We start from the raw sequence: 15,959 nt of genomic DNA, 5'->3' as shown, positions 1-15,959 counted from the left end.
TATAAAAACAGATCAAAGCGAGCACTTAAAAATAGAAAATTAAATGAGTAAAAAATGGTTTTTTCAACTATTTAAATTATTTAATTACTAGATTGAAAAAAGACTCAAAAATAATTGCAAACATCCAAGAATCCTTTAAGAAACAAAATCGTGATTTTTCTCGCTGTTCATGATGCTAGTTTTATTACAAGGGATACACCTTAACGAATGCCTAAATAAAGATGAAAAAGAGAATGAAATTCTTTTAATGAAAAAATTGATCGTCAGAAATAAAATAACAAAATATATAGTTTTTAGTGTTTTTTTATATAAAAGAAATCGCTGTTTTATTCAAGTTAAATCACAATTTTTGCAAAAACATTGTTCTTAATGATGTAAAAACTTGGTAAATTACCTTTATTTAATTTCAATTTTCTCTTATAATTAACTAGAATTGAGCAAATTTGCTTTTCTTGATTGAAAAGATAAATTTATAAAGCACAAATAATTTAGGGAGTATGTTCATGGGAAAGCCGTTACTTAAGACTTTGACCGTTGTGGCAGTCGGTGTTGGATCCGTTGCCATCTGTTTGGTTGGATATCGCCAGAACAATCAGCGACAATACCAGCAGCGGGTAGAATATGCGCAAACTGCGATCGCCAGTGAGACCGACAGTATTGCATCATTGAAGAAGGAGGTCGCAAGCCTTTATCTCAATGAGGATCGAACATTCTTAAAAGCGGGCATCACCGCTGATGATATCAGCCAGCTCGTCGGAAAGTTGTCCATGATCAAAGTATCTGGTGAAGAATACGGCATCGAAGAGAATGCATTGCCGGCAGATGCAAAAGAGATCCAAAAGCAGAAACAAGCCATTGACGATGAATTGAAGGATATCGAAGCAAAGCAAAAAATCCAAGAAGCAACCGATAAGCTCTTCACGAAAAGCGTCTCCAACTGGCAGAAAGCCGAAAATGACGTCATCATCAAAAAAGATCTGAAAGAGACTGACGTTGGCAGCATTCGTGAAAACTTGAATTTTTTTGAGGATGACAAATGGACAGCGTTAGTGAAAGAATACCTTGGTTTTGCAGATGCTCAACTTGATCGCGTGACAAAACTGCAAAAAGAATTTGATCGTATGCTGAAAGACGATAAAGTGACGGATGCAGTGACCTACGAGAACTACTTATCAGCCGTTGACAGCATTAGCAAAATTCGCAATAAAGACTTGAAAGAAAAATATACCAAGCTTGCAGAAACCGTTGCTTCACAAATGGGCTATGTTGGTTACTACAGCAATACAACAGATACGGCAACGATTGATGATGGCTATTCAGATAGTATGACGGATAGTTCAGAAACAGATTCAGAATCCTATTACTGATAGGAAGAGCCAACTGGAGGAATAATTATGTCAAAAGGAAAAAAGATTTTTTTGATTATTTTTGGAATCGTTGCTGTACTCGTGATCGGTGTGGTAGGAATCGGCGTCAAGTTATACATGGATCTATCCGGTTCGATCCAAAAGACCTATGAGTCGGTGGAGCGTTCACAAGATGAAAAGAAACGGGAAAATCCTGTTGATTTAAAAAAACAAGAGTCCTTTTCAGTTCTATTGATGGGGATCGATACTGGGGACTTGGGACGTGTCGATCAAGGCCGTTCAGATACGATGATGGTAGCGACGGTTAGTCCAGAAGATCAACAAACAACGATCGTTAGTATTGCTCGGGATACTTATGTGGACATTGTCGGTCATGGTACGAAAGACAAAATCAATCATGCCTATGCATTTGGTGGTCCTGCAATGTCGATGGATACCGTGCAAAAATATTTAGATATTCCAGTAGATCATTACATCTCAATCAATATGGCCGGTCTGAAAGAATTGGTAGATGCCGTGGGAGGCATTGAGGTCAATAACGACCTGACTTTTAGTCAAGACAATTATGATTTCACGATTGGAAAAATCACTCTAGATGGCGATCAAGCATTGGCGTATTCCCGTATGCGGCATGAAGATCCCAATGGCGATTATGGCCGTCAAGAACGACAACGCAAAATCGTTGAGGGAATTGCTAAGAAAGTGTTGAGCTTTGATGGCGTCAGCAAATACCAAGATATCTTGAGTGCTGTCGAAAGCAATATGAAGACAGATATGAGTTTTGATAATATGCGGACGATTGCATTGGATTATCGGGATGCTTTCAAAACGATCAAACAAGATCAACTTAAAGGGGAAGGCTTCATGCAAGATGGCATTTCCTACCAACGGGTTAGTGAGGAAGAACTGAATCGAGTTCAAACAGAACTGAAAGAACAATTAAATCTAGAGAATGAATAAGAAAGTGGAGAAGAAATGGAAGAAACAATTAGCTTAAAAGAGATATTTGAAGTCTTGCGAAAACACTTGGCTTCAATCATTATTGCCATGTTTGCCGGCTTGGCACTTGCAGGAATTGCAACGTTCTTTGTGATCACACCAAAGTATAGTTCACAAGCCCAATTGATCGTGACACTGCCGCAATCGGAAACCGCAAATGTCAATGATGTCAATACCAATCTGCAAATGATCAATACGTATAAAGACATGATTGTCAGTGACTTAGTATTGAACGAAGTCAAAGATCGTCTGGAATCAGAAAGCAATGTCAAAATGACGGCTGGAGAAATCAAAGACGCGATTTCAGTCAATCAATCTCAAAATTCCCAAATGTTTTCGATTCAAGCAACCAATCCGAATGCTGTGACCGCACAAAAAATTGCTAACACCACAGCACTAGTCTTTCAGGAAAATGCCAAAGACGTCATGAATGTGGACAAAATTTCCATCATTTCAAGTGCTGTTGCCAGCACATCACCGGTATCGCCAAATAATAAATTAAATTTAGCTATTGGATTAGTGCTGGGGCTGATGGTCGGTGTCGGACTTGCTTTCTTATTTGAATTATTAGATCGTACCGTAAAAGACGACAAATTTGTTACCGATACGATTGGCTATACGATTTTAGGGACTGTACCTCAAATGTCGCAAAAAGAATTAAATGCGACGATCCAAAAGAAACCAACAATACCAACTTTGAAGAAACCAACGAATGACAAAACGACGGAATCTCGTCGCAGCCGTTCGAGAGTATAGGAGGAAGAGACATGGCTAAACAACAAGAACGTAAAGGGACCCAAACCCATGCAGTAAGTCTGATCACTTTAGTGGATCCTTCTTCTCCTATTTCAGAACAATATCGGACGATTCGAACCAATATTCAATTTGCGTCTTCAGCGGATCAACAAATAAAAACATTAGTCGTCACTTCTTCGGGACCAGGCGAAGGCAAATCGACCATATCTGCGAACTTAGCAGTAGTTTTTGCAAAATCAGGTCAACGAGTATTGTTAGTGGATGCAGATATGCGGAAACCCACCGTCCACAAAACGTTTGATTTACTGAATAATGTGGGCGTTAGTACAGTTTTAAGCACTTCAACGAATCTAGCTGAGGCAGCCCAACAAACAGTGATCGACAATCTCTCCATTTTACCAAGTGGTCCTAAACCACCAAACCCATCGGAATTATTGGGATCATCTAGAATGAACCAAGTGATGGCGGAAGCAAAGAAACTCTATGACATCGTGATTTTTGATATGCCGCCAGTAGTGGCAGTAACGGACGCCCAGATCATGGCATCCAAAGCGGATGGGACGATTCTCGTTGTGCGCGAAAATGTTTCCCGCAAAGAGCCATTAACAAAAGCAAAGGAATTATTGAATATGGTGCAAGCTCGCGTATTAGGGGTAGTCTACAACGGAGCAGAGAATAACAAAGATTCAGGCTATTACTATTATTACGGGAATTAATGAATTAGGAGACGAACGAAATGATTGATTTACATTGTCATATTTTACCTGGTATCGATGATGGTGCCGAAACGATGGAAGCAAGTATTGCGATGGCAGAAAAAGCCATTAGTCAAGGAATCACTCACATCCTGTGTACGCCACATCACAACAACGGGGAATATCACAATCCAAAATCTGACGTTATTTCGTTGGTCTCTTCTTTGCAATCAGAATTAGACCAGCGAAATTTGCCGTTGACCGTATTAGAAGGACAAGAGGTACGGATAACAGGAGATTTAATTGAGGATATTCGTAATGATGAGATTTTATTTACGGATCTGGACGATACGTATATTTTGATAGAATTTCCTACAATGGAAGTACCAACTTATTCCGAACAAGTCTTTTTTGAGTTGAAGAGTCTTGGAAAGACACCAGTTATCGTGCATCCAGAGCGAAACGCCTATTTTAGAAAAGATCCGAATAATTTGCTTCCATTCCTAGAAATGGGGTGCTTAGCACAATTGACGGCTCCAAGCTATATGGGAGTCTTTGGAAAAGACATACAAAAAACGGCCAAATTAATGGTTGAATACAATTTGGTTCAGATGGTAGCTTCAGATGCTCACGGAGTCAAGAAACGGACTTTTTATATGAAAGAGGCTTATGAGCAAATCGCCAAAGATTTTGATCCAAATAAAGTGGCTTTAATGAAACAAGTGGCGAAAGATTTGATAAATGGGGATCAAATTGATTATCCAGAATACACAATGATAAAAAAGAAAAAGTTTGGGTTATTTTAGGGGGCTTTTGGGTTGTTTGAATTAACAAGAAGAAGAAAAATAGCCACGTTGATTCTAGTGGACAGCATCTTATTGGTTTTTGCCAATATTGCTTCGTATTATTTTATGAAACCATTTGTTAGTATTCCAATGGATTTCATGCAAATTTCAATTGTCCTTTCAATTGTCTTATACTGGCTATTTGGTTGGATTTTCCGCGTTTTTTCTAGAATCAATCGTTACACGAATCTGCGAGAAATGATCGCTATCTTTTTAGCGTTGACATTAAGTTCATTTGCAACGATCATTATTCTTTTTTTTAGTAAAGAAAATTATAGTATGCGACTAGTAGTCTCAACATACTTTCTTTCGATGTTCTTTATTATTGCTAGCCGATTAGTTTGGCGCTTGTACATTGAGAAGAAAAACAGCCGCTGCATACCTAGTGAAGAAGTAAAGAATACCTTGATTCTTGGAGCTGGCGAGGGTGGGCGAATTCTCTATAATGGCTTGTTAGGTTCAAAAACTGCAGGGGATATCAATGTGATTGGCTTTATTGATGATGATCCAAATAAAAGACATACCTATCTTTCTGGCAAGAAAGTACTTGGCTCTATCAAAGATTTACCAGAACTAGTTGAAAAATATGAAATTGCTATGGTCACTATCGCGATTCCTTCACTTTCCCGCAAAAAACTGCGTGAGATCTTTGAATTGATTGAGCCGTTACATGTAAAAGTGAATAGTATGCCGTCAATGGAAGAAGTCGCTTCAGGAAAAATCAATCTTTCTCGCTTAAAAGAAATCGATGTGGTTGATCTACTGGGAAGAGATGAAGTTCAGTTGGATATTGATGCCATCAAAGACCAAATCACGGGAAAAACAATCCTAGTGACAGGTGCCGGGGGATCAATTGGTTCAGAGATTTGTCGTCAGGTAATCCGCTTCAACCCACGTAGGCTATTGTTACTAGGTCACGGAGAAAACTCAATCTATTTAATTGATCGCGAATTAAGAAACAACTACTCAGAGTGTGTTACGGAAATCGTTCCTATCATTGCAGACATCCAAGACCGTAAGAAAATCTTTGCAATCATGGAAGATTATCAACCAGAGATTGTTTATCATGCTGCGGCCCACAAACATGTGCCATTGATGGAATACAATCCAAGAGAAGCCGTTAAAAACAACGTTTACGGAACTAAAAATGTGGCAGAAGCTGCTAAAGCAGCCAAAGTAAAAAACTTCGTCATGGTATCAACAGATAAAGCTAACAATCCTCCAAATGTCATGGGTTCAACAAAACGAATCGCTGAAATGATCGTGACTGGATTGAATGAAGAAGGCTGTACGAAATTCTCAGCTGTCAGATTTGGGAATGTCCTTGGTTCTCGAGGTAGTGTGATTCCAGTATTCAGAGAACAAATTGCTCAAGGTGGTCCAATCACTGTAACAGACTTTCGTATGACTCGATACTTTATGACGATTCCTGAAGCTAGTCGTTTAGTTATTCAATCTGGCGCATTAGCAAAAGGTGGCGAAATTTTTATTCTAGATATGAGTGAACCAGTGAAGATTGTAGACCTAGCGAAAAACATGATCCGATTGAGCGGGTATAGCGAAGACGAAATCGAAATCATTGAAACAGGTATCCGTCCAGGGGAAAAACTATATGAAGAACTATTGTTGGATAAGGAAAGAAATGATGAAGCAGTTTATGAGAAAATCTTTGTAGGAAACATCAAAGGCTACTCAATACAAAAAGTGATGGATTTTGTCAAGAGCCTGCCGCAAGACGATGAACAATTGGCTAAAGATATTGTCACTTTTGCAAATGCTTCAAATAAATAGGGGGAGTAAAGTGAAAGCAATTATTGTAGGAGCAGGTGGATTTGGCAAAGAGATTGCTTTTCTATTACAAAGTGTCTCTAGATATGAATTGATTGGTTTTGTCGATGATTCGTTAAAAATGCAAAATCAAGAATTATTGGGAAAACCTGTATTAGGAACAATAGACTCATTAATAGAATTAGAAGAAGAGACTGCTATTTTTCTGGGAATTGCTTCGCCAGATATCAAGGAGAAAATATATCAAAAGATAAATAAAAATAATAAACTGATTTTCCCTAATTTAGTTGCACCAAGTGCACTAGTGGGCATAAATGTTCAGTTAGGGATTGGCAATATTTTGATGCCCTATACGACTTACACTGCTGACGTAGTTTTAGGAAATTTCAATATGATCAATATCGGCTCTACTATCGGACATGATGCTCAAATCGGTAATTATAATTCAATTTTTCCAAGTGTAAATATTTCAGGACATGTTATATTAGGAGATAAAAATGAAATTGGAGTAGGTACTAAAATAATACAAAATCTAAAAATTGGAAATATGAATATTATAGGTGCCGGAAGTGTAGTAATAAAAAATATTAATAATAATACTAAAAATGTTGGCGTGCCTACCAAAGTAATAGAAAGATGGGATTAAGTTGGAAAATAAACGAATATTATTAGCATCTCCTCATATGAGTGAGGAAGGATATGAACAAGAGTATGTAAAAGAAGCATTTGATACAAATTGGGTTGCTCCTTTAGGTGCGAACGTGAATGGTTTTGAGAAAGAATTAGCAAAATACGTGGGAGCTAGTCATGCTGCCGCATTGTCTTCTGGAACAGCAGCTATACATTTAGCTTTGAAAGCGGCTGGGGTCGGTAAAGATGACATAGTGATTTGTCAGTCCTTGACGTTCTCAGCTACTGCTAATCCAATTCTCTATCAAGGAGCTATACCTGTATTTGTTGATAGTGATTACGAAACTTGGAATATGAAACCTGAACATTTGCGAACAGCACTAGAAAAATATCCCAACACAAAGGCTGTATTAGTAGTACATTTGTACGGTTTATCAGCTAATTTAGACGAAATTACTAAAATATGCAAAGAATATGATGTTACTCTAATTGAAGATGCTGCAGAATCATTAGGAACAACGTATAAAGGAAAATATACTGGTACATTTGGCGACTATGGAATTTATTCTTTTAATGGAAATAAGATAATCACAACTTCAGGTGGCGGAATGCTTGTATCTAATGACAAAGAAAAGGTGGAAAAAGTGAGATTTTGGGCTACACAATCTCGTGAGAAGGCACGCCATTATCAACACAATGAAATTGGCTATAATTATCGAATGAGCAATATCGTTGCAGGTATCGGTCGAGGACAATTGAAAGTTTTAAATGAAAGAATTGAGAAAAAACGATATATTCATAGTTTTTATAAAAACGAATTGTCTAAATTGTCAAATATACAATTCATGCCAGAAAATAATTGGAATGAACCAAATTATTGGTTAAGTGTCATAACAATAAAGGGAATAAATACGAATCATCTTATTGATGAGTTAGATAAAAATAATATAGAAGCCCGCCCAGTATGGAAACCAATGCATTTACAACCTGTTTTCAAAAATTATGATTATATTGGCGATGATGTAGCAGAAACTTTATTTGACTTAGGAGTATGTTTACCATCAGATACAAAGATGACAGATGAAGATGTAAAATATGTAGTATCCACGATTAAAAGAGTGATCAATGATGCGTAAAAAAACTTTCTATCAGCTTTTTGGAAAAAGAATTTTAGATATCCTATTGTCAGGCATCGCTCTCATTGTTTTATCACCGATAATCTTAATTGTAGGTATTTTAGTAAGAATTAAACTTGGTTCTCCAATTATCTTCAAACAAGAACGACCAGGAAAAAGTGAAAAAATTTTTTCCATGTATAAATTTCGCACAATGACTGACGAAAGAGACCACAATGGAGAATATTTACCTGATGAAATTCGACTAACTAAATTTGGGAAAATGCTTAGAGCAACAAGTCTAGATGAGCTACCAGAACTTTGGAATATTTTGAAGGGTGATATGTCGATTGTAGGACCTCGTCCGTTATTAGTGGAGTATTTGCCACTATATAGTGAAAAGCAACGGAAAAGACACAACGTGAGACCAGGATTAACTGGACTCGCTCAGGTCAATGGAAGAAATGCGATTAGTTGGCAAGAAAAGTTTGAATACGATTATTTATATATAGAAGATTATTCTTTTACAAAAGACATCAACATAATTTGGCATACTATAAAAAAGGTATTGAAGCACGATGGAATAACATCTAATTCCAGTGTAACAAATGAAAAGTTTACTGGTAATGAAGAATAAAGTGAGGGAATTATGAGAGTTTTATTTTATCTATTTTTAATATTAATTATTTATACAATGGTGGGCTATCCTATATTACTTGAGCTCTTGAATAAACTTATCCATAAAAAGCAAATCAAATTTGATGAGAGTTACCGTCCAAGTGTGTCTGTAATAGTTCCAGCACATAATGAAGATTCTATTATTGAAAAAAAAATATTGAATTTGATGAGTTTAGACTATGAGAAGGATAAATTAGAAATTATTATCGCTTCTGATAATAGCACAGATAAAACGAATGAAATAGTCAAACGATATGTAGCAGAATTCCCGAAAATAGTTAAATTACATGTTGTTAAAGAACGAAAAGGAAAAACAAATGCACAGGACGAAGCAGTAGAAGTAGCCTGTGGTGAGATTATAGTTTTTACCGATGCTAATTCTATGTTAGAAAAAAAATCAGTAAAAGAACTTGTTTTATCATTATCAAACTTAGAAATAGGTTATGTAGCAGGTAAATTAGTTTATACTAATAACAAAATAAATTCTACAAGTGAGTCAGAGTCCACCTATTGGAATCTTGATCTTAGAATGCGTAAAATAGAATCAGATTTAGCTTCTATAACAGCTGGTAATGGGAGTATATATGCTGTTAGAAAAAATGATTATATAAAAATTAATCCAATTTATAGTCATGACAGTATATATCCACCAAAATTTGTTAATTTAGGGAAAAAAGCTATTTACAATGAAAAAGCAATAGCCTTTGAAAAAGCAGGTGAAACTGATAATGATGAATTTAAGAGAAAAATTCGAATGTCTCGTAAAATAATAATGATTAATTTTGTTGATTTTAGTAAATATAATTTTTTTAAGCATGGATTATTTACTCTTTTTTATTTCTCACATAGAACACTTAGAAATAATCTATATCTAATGCATATAATTGTCTTTATAACAAACTTGATTTTAGCGTTTACCGATTCTAACTCAATATATGTTTTTTTGTTTATTGTACAGTTAATAATATATCTACTAGCATTAGTTGCTCGAAATTTAAATAATAAATATTTAAAATTTATTTCTTACTACGTAATGACAATATTAGCTCAACTAATTGGTGCTTACAGAGAGAGTACTGGAAAATCTAAACCATTTTGGGAAAAAGCAGAAAGTACGAGGTAGATTAATCATATGGAAGTTCTAGTATCAAGTATGAATAAAGATATGTCTTTATTCAAAAAAATGAATATTCAAACAAATGCAATTATCATTAATCAAACTCCAGATATATCAGGAAATTTTTCATATAAACAACAAATATTCGATGACAAAACTTGGAAATTCTATTCTATGTCTGAAAAAGGTGTAGGACGCAGTCGTAATAATGCTTTGATGAGGGCTTCTGACGATATCGTTATAATGGCTGACGAAGATGAAGTTTTTGTAGATGGTTATGAAAAAATCATTAATGATGCTTACTCGAAATATCCAGATGCAGATATGATTGTTTTCGATGTGAGAGTTCATAATGGTGATGAAATAAAACATAGAGTAAAAAGAGACGGAAGAGTAAAGTTTTTTAATTCTTTTAGATACGGAACAGTGACGTTTACTTTTAAAAGGGATATCTTATTAAACAATAATATATATTTTTCACTTCTTTTTGGTGGTGGAGCACGTTTTCTTTCAGGTGAAGATAGCTTATTTATTACTGATGTACTAAAAAAAAAATTAAAAGTATATAGTTATAATAAGATAATCGCTGATGTATATAATGAAAGTTCTTCTTGGTTTTCTGGATATAATAAAGAATATTTTTTTGATCGAGGTGCGCTTTATTATGCTATAAGTAAAAATTACTATTTGTTTTTAATACTGCAATTTTGGTTAAGAAGAGCAAAAAATTTCAATAGTGTATTGTCTGAAAAAGAAAAAGTAAAAACTATGTTACAAGGAGCAATGTATTTAAAAAGATTAAAGTAATATGCAATTGTGAGAATTGCAATAAAATTTTATTAAGTAGAAATAGAAGCTACAAGCAAATTGGTTTATAGAATTACCCTAAAAATTCTAAATAAAAATATAAGGAGAAACTAGGATAAATCAATGAAATATATTTTACGTATGTACATAAGAAAGTTCTTAAAATCAAGAAAATCTGAATCAATTATTGATACTATCGAAAGAAGAAAAAAAAATATTGCTATTAAAATGAGTAGAAGAAAATTCAGCAATGAAGATTTTTGTTCTCTAATAAAAAAGTTGGGTATAGAAAATGGAGACTATGTATTTTTACATAGTTCAATTAAAAGTTTTTTTGAATTCCCAGATATAGATGAAGCCAAAATAATAAATTGTATATTAGAAACAATAGGAGAAGATGGAGTTTTAATGATGCCGGGGTATGGAAGTAATAAAACGATATTTGATGTCAATAATACAGTATCAGTATCGGGAAAGATCTCTAAATATTTTTCTCAGATGGATGGAGTAATTAGAAGTTTAGACGCCTACTTTTCAGTTTCATACTTCCAATCAAAAAAAACAAAAATTAAATATAAGGATAAACATGTTAAATCTATAAATCCTTTTGACGAAAACTCACCATTTTATGATTTATTGTTAAATGACGGGAAAATACTATGTTTAGGAATTGGAAAATATCCGATAAAGATTTCGTTTATTCATTATATAACCTTTTTTTTATTCAAAAATGAAAATAGTTATCAAAACGTGTTTAAAAAATATATAAATACAAACATAATAACAAAAGAAGGTAAACATATAGAGAAAGAAATCTTGGTACGTAAAGATTTTTTTCAAAATAATAATAAAATTATAAAAAAATTAGTGAAACAGACTCCACATGCCAAGTATAATATAGGTTATTTAAGAGGATACTGCTGTAATGCAAAAGATATGTTTGAAAAAGGAATAGAATTTAATAAGTCTGGATTAACTTTGTATAAAAAGACAAAGAAGGTAAATTATGAATAAAAAAAGCATTAATATAATAGCTTTGATTGTATACAAATTTTTATTAGAGATAATTTATTTTTATTTTATTATTCCTGTATTTGGATATAGTGGTTTCCTTAATAGGATTGATATAAGTAGTTATTTTTTATTTTGGATAATATATGTTTTGTTTATACCTCAAATTTTAGCACTTTATAAAAAAGAAACTGTTAGTCAAGCGATTTTATTAATTTTTTTATTAGTAAATTTTGTACCAAGTTTAGTGTTATTTAGTTTTATGCCGCAGCCTCTTTTATTCATTGTATTATTTATTTGTTATTGGATTGCAATGATTATATTTAATAATATAGTTCCAATAATTTTACCACCACATATTAAAGGCGAACTGGGTAATAAGCTTATTTTAGTGATAGTAATGGCGTTCACTTTATTTATTTTATTTTTATCAGGAAAATATACGAATTTTAGATTAAATTTTGATCTTCTGAATGTCTATTCTCTTAGAGATGAGGTAAAAGATTTGAATCTTCCTCTAATTTTTGTTTATCTATTTTCGTCTGCTAAAGTAGTTTTACCAATAATATCAATTTATTTTTATAGTATAAAGAGGAAAGCATGGGCATTCTTTTTAATTTTTTTACAATTTTTAGCTTTCTCTATTGATGGATCAAAGTCTACGTTATTTTCTATTGTTATTACTTATATAATTTATTTTGCATTTAAAAAAATATATATGTATACTTTTACTTTTTCTATTTTAGGTATAACTTTCCTTTCAATTATTGAACCATTAATAGGAGGATCTATAAATATTATTACTTTTTTTATTAGAAGAGCTATGTTTGTTCCTAGTCTTTTGAATATTTATTATTTTGATTTTTTTAGATTTAATGAAAAAGACTTCTTTAGACAGGGAATAATAGGTAGAGTTGGAATCAATTCTCCCTATAGTGAGTCTATACCACAAATTATTGGAAAACAGTACTTAGGTTCAGAAAATTTATTAGCAAATAATGGTTTGTTTTCAGATGCCTATTCCAATATAGGTTTACTAGGAATAATATTCCTTCCATTATCTATAATTATTATGCTCAAATTATTAGATGGATGTTGCGGAGGATTGCAATTTAAAATATTGATAGCTACAATTATTACCTCAGCGTATACTTTTATAAGCTCTTCTTTTTTTACGGTTTTATTAACGCATGGTTTTCTTATTATATGTATAGTTATATGGTTAATACCTAAAAATCAGATAGGAGATAAAAATGAGTAAAAATTTTCTGAAGAATTCTGTTTATAATATATTTGCTAATTCTATACCTATGTTATTTCTTCAACTAATAATTTTACCTTTAATTGCAAAAAACTATACTGTTGGTCAATATGGTACAATTCTTACTATCATAAGTATAGCTAATGTTATTATTCAAATATTTGGTATAGGGATAAATAATACTAGAGTAATTATGAATAGTTTTTATATGGATAAAAAAATTACAGAAAATTATAATAAGATGTTTAAAATAATGGTAATAATAATTGTTCCTGTGATTAGTTTGATCCTGCTTATTTTTAAAATAAAGATCTCTTATGTATTATTTATATTACTTAATATATATATTATATTGGGATTTCTTAATCTGTATTTAAGCTCTGAGTATAACATAAATATGGATTTTCTATTACTTATGAAAAGTAATTTATGCTTGACTTTAGGCTATGCAATAGGTATTTTTATATTTTTATTTGTCAATCAGTGGCTTCTTATATTAACTATAGGCATGTTATTTACAGTTATTTATGAATTACAAACAACTTATTTTTGGAGAGAACGAAAAAAAAGTAGTGATTATTGGAATAAGACGTTTAATAAAGTAGCAACAATTTCTATTTCTTCTGCTATGATAAGTATTATAACTTATGCTGATAGACTTTTTTTATTTCCAATTTTAGGTGCAAATGCAGTTGCTACCTATTTTGCTGCATCATTGTTTGGAAAAATTATTGGAATGGGTATAGGACCTGTTTCAAATGTATTATTAAGCACATTTTCGTCTACTGATATTATTTCGAAAAAAATGTTTTGGAAAACTAATATTATAAATTTTCTAATCTGTATTATTTTTTTTGCGATTTCAATCCCAACAGCCTATCCTATAATAAGTATGTTATATCCATCATTGTCAGATGAAATAAGTGTATTTATAAACCTAGCTAATCTTGCTGCAATATTGAATACATCTGCAGGAATGATACAACCGATGATATTAAAATTCTGTCCTATCAAATGGCAACTAAACATCCAAATAATACACGTGTTTTTATATTTTGGATTATCTATATTAGGGGTAAATATATCAGGTTTATTAGGTTTTTGTATAGCAAATGTAGTCATTGCAATTTTTAAGATAATTTTATTGTGTTTAATAGGAAATTTTTATATAGAAAAAAAAACTTAAAATATGTGGATGTTATATAAGGAGTAAATAGATGAATATTTCAGTTTTTGGACTTGGATACGTTGGCCTAGCCAACGCTTTAGTACTTAGCCAGCACGAAGATATTAAAGCATATGATATCGTTGAGGAAAAGATCGATATGCTAAGAAACAGACAATCACCTTTAGAGGATAAAGAAGTTCACGAGTCTCTCGAACGGGATGATTTAAATGTGGAATTTACTAAAGATTTCGAGAAAGCTGTACTTTTTGGTGATTACTTGATCATTGCTACACCAACAGATTACGACGAAAAGAAAAATTACTTTAATACTTCCACTGTTGAAGATGTTATTGAAAAAGCACTGATCATTCGACCAGATGCAACTTTTATTATCAAGTCCACTGTTCCTGTAGGATATACATTAGAATTAAAAGCAAAATTTAAAACAGAGAATATTATTTTTTCCCCAGAGTTTTTAAGAGAAGGAAAGGCATTATACGATAACTTACATCCTTCTCGAATTGTTGTAGGAGAGTGTTCTGATAGAGGGCAAGAAATAGCAGATATGTTTGAACGGAATGCTTTAGATCAAGATGTGCCAGTTCTGTTGACCCATCCTACTGAAGCGGAAGCAATCAAGTTGTTTTCAAACACTTATCTTGCTTTACGCGTTGCATACTTTAATGAATTAGATACTTATGCTGAATCTCGAGGATTGAACACAAAACAAATCATTGAGGGCGTAGGATTAGATCCTCGAATTGGCTCTCACTACAATAATCCCTCATTTGGTTACGGAGGATATTGTTTGCCTAAAGATACAAAGCAGCTAAGAGCAAACTATGAAAATGTTCCAAGCAATATCATCAGTGCAATTGTAGATGCAAATACGACAAGAAAAGATTTTATTGCAGAACAAATTTTAGCGAAAAAACCTAAAACTGTAGGAATCTATCGTTTAACAATGAAGGCAAATTCTGACAACTTTCGGTATTCATCTATCCAAGGTGTAATGAAACGTATCAAAGCAAAAGGGATCGAAGTCATAGTTTATGAACCAACACTAGATGAAGAGACATTCTATCATTCACGGGTAATCAAAGATTTTGACGAATTCAAGAATATGTCAGATGTGATTGTGTCAAATCGTATGGAGTCAGCTTTAGCTAAAGTAAAAGAAAAAGTTTATACGAGAGATATTTTTAGGCGGGATTAAACCATGAAAACTTTTGTAAGAACCAAATCTTTTCTAAAAAGTACAGATTTTAAATTCGAATATCGTAAAATTGGAATCTTTTTGCTAGGCGGAATGCTTATGTGTATAGTAACACGTTATTTAACAAGCAATTTATCAAGTAGTATTTTGAATAATATGATACAGTTTACTATTGCTTTGCCTATTTATTTAACAATTACTACTCTATTTAAGGCAAATCCGTTTCTTGATTTATTAAGGAAAAAATAGTTTTTACAAGTAAGTTGATAAATTAGAACTTTGTTCAGTAAGAAAGTGATTTAAATAGCTTATAAGAATTGAAAAATGTGAATTTTCATCAACCAAAATCTGGAACAGAATGTGTAAGCTTCTGTTCCAGATTTTTTATTATTTCCTTTTGTTTATTTATTTTGTAGTATTTTTAGCCATGGGAGCGTCAATAATTTTGTGTAAATGATTCTTCCCTACTGCAGATTGTTTCTAATTCTCAATCAGTTGGCTTAGCA

At 32.7% G+C, this 15,959-nt stretch carries 15 protein-coding genes; all 15 read left to right on the top strand.

Going from position 1 to position 15,959, the window contains the following annotated elements; translation table 11 throughout:
- Positions 1 to 503 precede the first annotated feature (503 nt).
- Positions 504 to 1,367, top strand: a complete 864-nt coding sequence (locus AB5Z52_RS12770) for a hypothetical protein (protein WP_368243736.1) — start codon at positions 504 to 506, stop codon at positions 1,365 to 1,367.
- Positions 1,368 to 1,394: 27 nt separating this feature from the next.
- Entirely contained in the window at positions 1,395 to 2,327 is a 933-nt protein-coding gene (locus tag AB5Z52_RS12765) for an LCP family protein (RefSeq protein WP_368243735.1), read from the top strand.
- A 15-nt stretch (positions 2,328 to 2,342) separates the two neighbouring features.
- A complete protein-coding gene (locus AB5Z52_RS12760; RefSeq protein WP_171917390.1) occupies positions 2,343 to 3,122 on the top strand; it encodes a YveK family protein in 780 nt (259 codons plus the stop codon).
- Between the two features lie 11 nt (positions 3,123 to 3,133).
- On the top strand, positions 3,134 to 3,838 hold the full coding sequence (locus AB5Z52_RS12755) for a CpsD/CapB family tyrosine-protein kinase (protein WP_368243734.1): 705 nt from the start codon (positions 3,134 to 3,136) through the stop codon (positions 3,836 to 3,838).
- Positions 3,839 to 3,858: 20 nt separating this feature from the next.
- The gene (locus AB5Z52_RS12750; protein ID WP_368243733.1) at positions 3,859 to 4,623 is read left to right on the top strand and encodes a tyrosine-protein phosphatase; all 765 of its coding nucleotides are present in this window, start codon (positions 3,859 to 3,861) and stop codon (positions 4,621 to 4,623) included.
- 12 nt (positions 4,624 to 4,635) lie between these two features.
- On the top strand, positions 4,636 to 6,453 hold the full coding sequence (locus AB5Z52_RS12745) for a polysaccharide biosynthesis protein (protein WP_368243732.1): 1,818 nt from the start codon (positions 4,636 to 4,638) through the stop codon (positions 6,451 to 6,453).
- Between the two features lie 10 nt (positions 6,454 to 6,463).
- Entirely contained in the window at positions 6,464 to 7,096 is a 633-nt protein-coding gene (locus AB5Z52_RS12740; RefSeq protein WP_154066431.1) for an acetyltransferase, read from the top strand.
- Between the two features lies 1 nt (position 7,097).
- On the top strand, positions 7,098 to 8,216 hold the full coding sequence (locus AB5Z52_RS12735) for an aminotransferase class V-fold PLP-dependent enzyme (protein ID WP_154066429.1): 1,119 nt from the start codon (positions 7,098 to 7,100) through the stop codon (positions 8,214 to 8,216).
- Complete coding sequence (locus AB5Z52_RS12730; RefSeq protein WP_187323975.1) at positions 8,206 to 8,832, top strand: sugar transferase; 627 nt, start codon at positions 8,206 to 8,208, stop codon at positions 8,830 to 8,832. Before AB5Z52_RS12735 ends, AB5Z52_RS12730 begins: the two co-directional genes overlap by 11 nt.
- A 12-nt stretch (positions 8,833 to 8,844) precedes the next feature.
- A complete protein-coding gene (locus tag AB5Z52_RS12725; protein ID WP_002347394.1) occupies positions 8,845 to 9,996 on the top strand; it encodes a glycosyltransferase in 1,152 nt (383 codons plus the stop codon).
- 30 nt (positions 9,997 to 10,026) lie between these two features.
- Complete coding sequence (locus AB5Z52_RS12720) at positions 10,027 to 10,797, top strand: hypothetical protein (RefSeq protein ID WP_368266942.1); 771 nt, start codon at positions 10,027 to 10,029, stop codon at positions 10,795 to 10,797.
- Positions 10,798 to 10,920: 123 nt separating this feature from the next.
- The gene (locus AB5Z52_RS12715) at positions 10,921 to 11,811 is read left to right on the top strand and encodes an AAC(3) family N-acetyltransferase (protein WP_368243730.1); all 891 of its coding nucleotides are present in this window, start codon (positions 10,921 to 10,923) and stop codon (positions 11,809 to 11,811) included.
- A complete protein-coding gene (locus tag AB5Z52_RS12710) occupies positions 11,804 to 13,069 on the top strand; it encodes an O-antigen polymerase (RefSeq protein WP_154066423.1) in 1,266 nt (421 codons plus the stop codon). Before AB5Z52_RS12715 ends, AB5Z52_RS12710 begins: the two co-directional genes overlap by 8 nt.
- Positions 13,062 to 14,255, top strand: a complete 1,194-nt coding sequence (locus AB5Z52_RS12705; protein ID WP_002347398.1) for a lipopolysaccharide biosynthesis protein — start codon at positions 13,062 to 13,064, stop codon at positions 14,253 to 14,255. Before AB5Z52_RS12710 ends, AB5Z52_RS12705 begins: the two co-directional genes overlap by 8 nt.
- 31 nt (positions 14,256 to 14,286) lie before the next feature.
- Positions 14,287 to 15,453, top strand: coding sequence for a nucleotide sugar dehydrogenase (locus tag AB5Z52_RS12700; RefSeq protein ID WP_368243729.1), 1,167 nt, complete (start codon positions 14,287 to 14,289; stop codon positions 15,451 to 15,453).
- Positions 15,454 to 15,959 lie beyond the last annotated feature (506 nt).

The organism is Enterococcus sp. RTP21361st1_A6_RTP21361_211029, assembly GCF_040910045.1.
GTDB lineage: Bacteria > Bacillota > Bacilli > Lactobacillales > Enterococcaceae > Enterococcus_D > Enterococcus_D gallinarum.
Note: the sequence above shows the minus strand (reverse complement) of the source record. Positions and strands in the feature narration are given on the sequence as shown.